This is a genomic window from Dietzia cercidiphylli (assembly GCF_014145145.1).
GTDB classification, from domain to species: domain Bacteria; phylum Actinomycetota; class Actinomycetes; order Mycobacteriales; family Mycobacteriaceae; genus Dietzia; species Dietzia natronolimnaea.
Genome location: NZ_JAALEA010000285.1, coordinates 1 through 3,979, shown reverse-complemented (window position 1 = coordinate 3,979; position 3,979 = coordinate 1). Strand labels below are relative to the sequence as shown.

The 3,979-nt window shown below is 71.1% G+C and carries 4 protein-coding genes; all 4 read right to left on the bottom strand.

Annotated features, from left to right (window positions below; all coding sequences use genetic code 11):
* Positions 1-59: 59 nt before the first annotated feature.
* A complete protein-coding gene (locus G6028_RS10685; protein ID WP_179525585.1) occupies positions 60-1,199 on the bottom strand; it encodes an Mrp/NBP35 family ATP-binding protein in 1,140 nt (379 codons plus the stop codon).
* A 39-nt stretch (positions 1,200-1,238) separates the two neighbouring features.
* Positions 1,239-2,375 (bottom strand): lytic transglycosylase domain-containing protein, encoded by a 1,137-nt coding sequence (locus tag G6028_RS10680; RefSeq protein WP_182658828.1) that lies wholly within the window; start codon positions 2,373-2,375, stop codon positions 1,239-1,241.
* 72 nt (positions 2,376-2,447) lie between these two features.
* Complete coding sequence (locus G6028_RS10675; protein ID WP_182658827.1) at positions 2,448-2,999, bottom strand: DUF1003 domain-containing protein; 552 nt, start codon at positions 2,997-2,999, stop codon at positions 2,448-2,450.
* Positions 2,996-3,979, bottom strand: a 984-nt coding sequence (locus tag G6028_RS10670; protein ID WP_182658826.1) for a magnesium transporter MgtE N-terminal domain-containing protein, incomplete at its 5' end; no start/stop codon positions are given. The genes G6028_RS10675 and G6028_RS10670, both read right to left, overlap by 4 nt.

Genomic DNA, 3,979 nt, shown 5'->3' with positions numbered 1-3,979 from the left:
CGCGGGATGCGCCCGCGGTGCGGCGGTCCCGCCGTGCGGCGGTCCGGCCGGTCCGGCGGTCAGAGGTGGCGCGTGGTGTCGATCCCGAGGTTCATCCCCGCCAGTCCGCGCGGCCGGACGGCCAGTCCGTCCGCGATCTCCCTGTACGCCCTGCCGGACGGTGAATCCGGCTCCGCCAGGACGATCGGGGTGCCCTCGTCGCCGTGCTCCCGGACGGCCTGCTCGAGCGGCACCTGGCCGAGCAGGCGCACCGGTGCCCCCACGGAGCGTGAGAGGTTCGCCGCGACCTCGGCCCCACCGCCGGTGCCGAAGACGTCCATGCGGGTGCCGTCGGGGAGTTCGAGCCACGACATGTTCTCGATGACGCCCGCGATCCGCTGACGGGTCTGGAGAGCGATCGACCCCGCCCGTTCGGCCACCTCGGCGGCGGCCTGCTGCGGTGTGGTCACCACGAGGATCTCCGCCGACGGGATGAGTTGGGCGATCGAGATGGCGACGTCACCCGTTCCCGGCGGTAGGTCCATCAGCAGCACGTCGAGGTCGCCCCAGTACACGTCGGCCAGGAACTGCTGGAGGGCGCGGTGCAGCATGGGGCCACGCCACACCACCGGGGTGTTCCCCTTGGTGAACTGGGCGATCGAGATGACCTTGACGTCGTGCGCGACCGGCGGCAGGATCATCTGCTCGACCTGGGTGGGCCGGGCATCGGTGCCCAGCATGCGGGGGATCGAGTGGCCGTAGATGTCCGCGTCGAGGACGCCCACGGACAGTCCACGGGACGCGAGCGCGGTCGCGAGGTTGACCGTGGCGGTGGACTTGCCCACGCCCCCCTTGCCCGAGGCGACCGCGTACACGCGGGTGAGGTTCCCCGGTTGGGCGAACGGGATGACGGGTTCGGCCGCGTCCCCCCGGAGGTGCTTGCGCAGTTCCGTGCGCTGCTCGTCGTTCATCACGTCGAGCTCGACCACGACCTCGCCCACACCGGCGACGTCCGAGACCGCGGTGCGGACCCGGTCGGTGATCGTGTCCCGCATCGGGCACGTGGCCACCGTCAGGTAGATGCCTATCCCGACCCGGCCGGATCCCTCGTCGATGTCGACGCCCTTGACCATGCCGAGCTCCGTGAGCGGCTTTCTGATCTCCGGGTCGTCGACCTTGGCCAGGGCGGCGCGGATCGCTTCTTCGCTGGGTGCACTCATGATGCCCCGAGTCTAGGCGTCGGGGTCCGGGCGGGCGATTCAGGCAGGCGGCGGCACGCAGAACGGTGCGATGCAGGGGAGCTCGAACACCGGGAGCCCGGGTGGGGCCGGCGCGACCTGGGCCGGCGGCGCAGGGGGACGAGGCGCCGGCGCGTTCTCCGGGGACGGCGACGGGGACGGAGACGGCGGCGTGGGTACTGCCGGGGGAGCCGGCGGTGGGGTCACCTCGGTACATCCGGGTACCGGACGGCCGGGCTCGCCCGGCGGCGCGGGCTCCGGTGCCGCGGTGGGCCGACCCTCCCAGCCGTCCGGGCAGTGCTCGGGGGTCTTCGGTGGTTCCACGATCGGCCTGGGCTTGTGGATCTCCGGCAGGTCCGACGGCAACGGGTAGGAGTTGACGGCGTAGCCGTGCGCCCAGGCGTTGACGTTGGCCACGTACGCGAGCGAGTTGTTGTAGGCGAGGACCGCCCGGGTGCGGGCCGCGGGGTCACCCATCGAACCGCCCTGTCCACACAGCAGGGTCGCGGCCGCGAGTGCACCGTCGTAGATGTTGTTGGGGTCGGCCACGCCGTCGCCGTTGCCGTCCCGACCCAGCACCGCCCAGGTGGAGGGGATGAACTGCACGGGGCCGACCGCCCGGTCGAACTCGGTGTCGCCGTCGAACCGCCCGCCGTCGGTGTCGGTGATGACGGCGGTGCCGGGCAGCGAGCCGTCGAGGCGGGGACCGAGGATGCGGCCGATGGTGTTGCCCTGCGCGTCGAAGCGTCCACGGCCCTGGTTGGACTCGACCTGGCCGATGCCCGCGAGAAGTGTCCAGTCCATCTCGCACGCGGGCTTCTCGAGGTTGAGGCGGTCGGTGGCGCGGTGGTAGGCGTCCAGGGCGATGCCGGGGATCCCGAGGGGGCCGTCCGGGATCGTCGCGGGCTCGATGTGTGCGGCGCCGGGGTCCCGGACCTCGCTCGGCGGCGGGGTCTCGGAGGTCGGAGTGGTGGCACCCGCCGCGGTCGTCGTCGGATCCTGGGTGGCGGTCTCGGCCGCCTGCACGATTCCCGATGCCCCGGTGGGTCGACTGTGGTCCATCGTCAGGCTCACGGCGGTGAGCACGCCGATCACGCCCGCGGCGACCGCGGCGCTGGTCAGTGCCCGTCGATCAGTGTTGTGCGCGATCTTGCGCAAAGTTCCCCCTACAACGTCCGGACGGTGTCGCGAGCGGGGTGCGTCGCGGCATCGCTGCCGTGCTGGTCGACGCTACCTCCGGCCCCTGGTGTCTGAATCGCTTTTGCGGCGTTCGGTGTTACCGCCGTCACAATTCTGGTCCGCGAGCAGCGTTCCTATGCGCTCGATCGAGTTCCTGAGGTCGTCGAGTTCCCGGCGGAGGTAGTCGCGGGTGACCGTCTCACCCACGGAGAGCCGGACGGAGGCCAGTTCCCGGGCCAGGAACTCGGTGTCCGCCTTGGTCTGGGTGGCCCGCAGCCTGTCCTCCGCGATCGACTCCTTGTCGCGGTCCTCCTGACGGTTCTGGGCCAGGAGGATGAGGGGGGCGGCGTAGGCCGCCTGGGTGGAGAACGCGAGGTTGAGGAGGATGAACGGATAGGGGTCGAAGCGCATCGCCACGACCGTGACGTTGATGAGGATCCAGACGATCACGAGGATCGTCTGGATCAGCAGGTACTGGCCGGTCCCGAAGAACCGGGCGATGGCCTCGCTGTACCGGCCCACGGCGTCCGGGTCGACACTGATGCGGGGCCGCCGCGAGGTGACGGGTGTGGAGAGCGCGGAGCGCGTGCCCGGTTCGGTCACCGACGGACCTCCCTGTGGTCGTGGAGGTCCATGTCACGCCAGTCCTCGGGGAGCAGGTGGTCGAGGAGGTCGTCCACCGCGACCGCCCCCAGGAGATGGCCCTCGTCGTCCACGACGGGACCGCACACGAGGTTATAGGTGGCGAAGAACCTCGTCACCGAGTCCACCGAGTCGGTGGGACGCAGGCTGGACAGGCTGGTGTCCACGGTCACGGCGACCATCGTCGACGGCAACTCCCTGAGCAGCGCCTGGATGTGGACGCATCCGAGATATTTGCCCGTCGGGGTGGCCGTGGGGGGTCGGACCACGAAGACGAGGCTCGCCAGCGCCGGGCTCAGGTCGGGATTGCGGCAGTGGGCCAGGGCTTCCGCGACGGTCGTCTGGGGGGACAGGATGATGGGTTCCGGCGTCATGAGCCCGCCGGCGGTGTCCGCGTCGAACGTCAACAGGCGGCGGACGGGTGCGGAGCCCTCCGGATGCATGAGTTCGAGGAAGGACTCCGCGTCCTTCTCCGGCATCTCGCCCAGCAGGTCCGCCGCGTCGTCCGGATCCATCGCCTCGAGGACGTCCGCCGCCCGTTCCAGCTCGAGTCGGGTCACGATCTCGGTCTGCTCGTCGTGGGGCAGTTCCTGGAGGATGTCCGCGAGTCGTTCGTCGTCGAGGGTGCGGGCCACCTCGAGCCGACGCACCTCGGGTAGTTCACGCAGGGCGTGCGCGACATCGGCGGGACGGAGATCGGCGTAGTGCTCGACCAGGCTCTCGGCTCCGTGCTCCGGGGTGCCGATGGCGTCGTCGTCGAACCCCTCGATCCGGCTCCAGGGCTGGATCGACACCGGCCCCCGGCGGCCGAGGGGCCCGCGCCCACGACGGGCCCGGACGGCCAGCCTGGAGACGAGCCAGTCGCGGGTGCGCTGCCGCTCGATCTCCACGTCGACGACCTGGTAGCGCGACGTCACCGCGGTGCCGGCCGCCGAGACGGC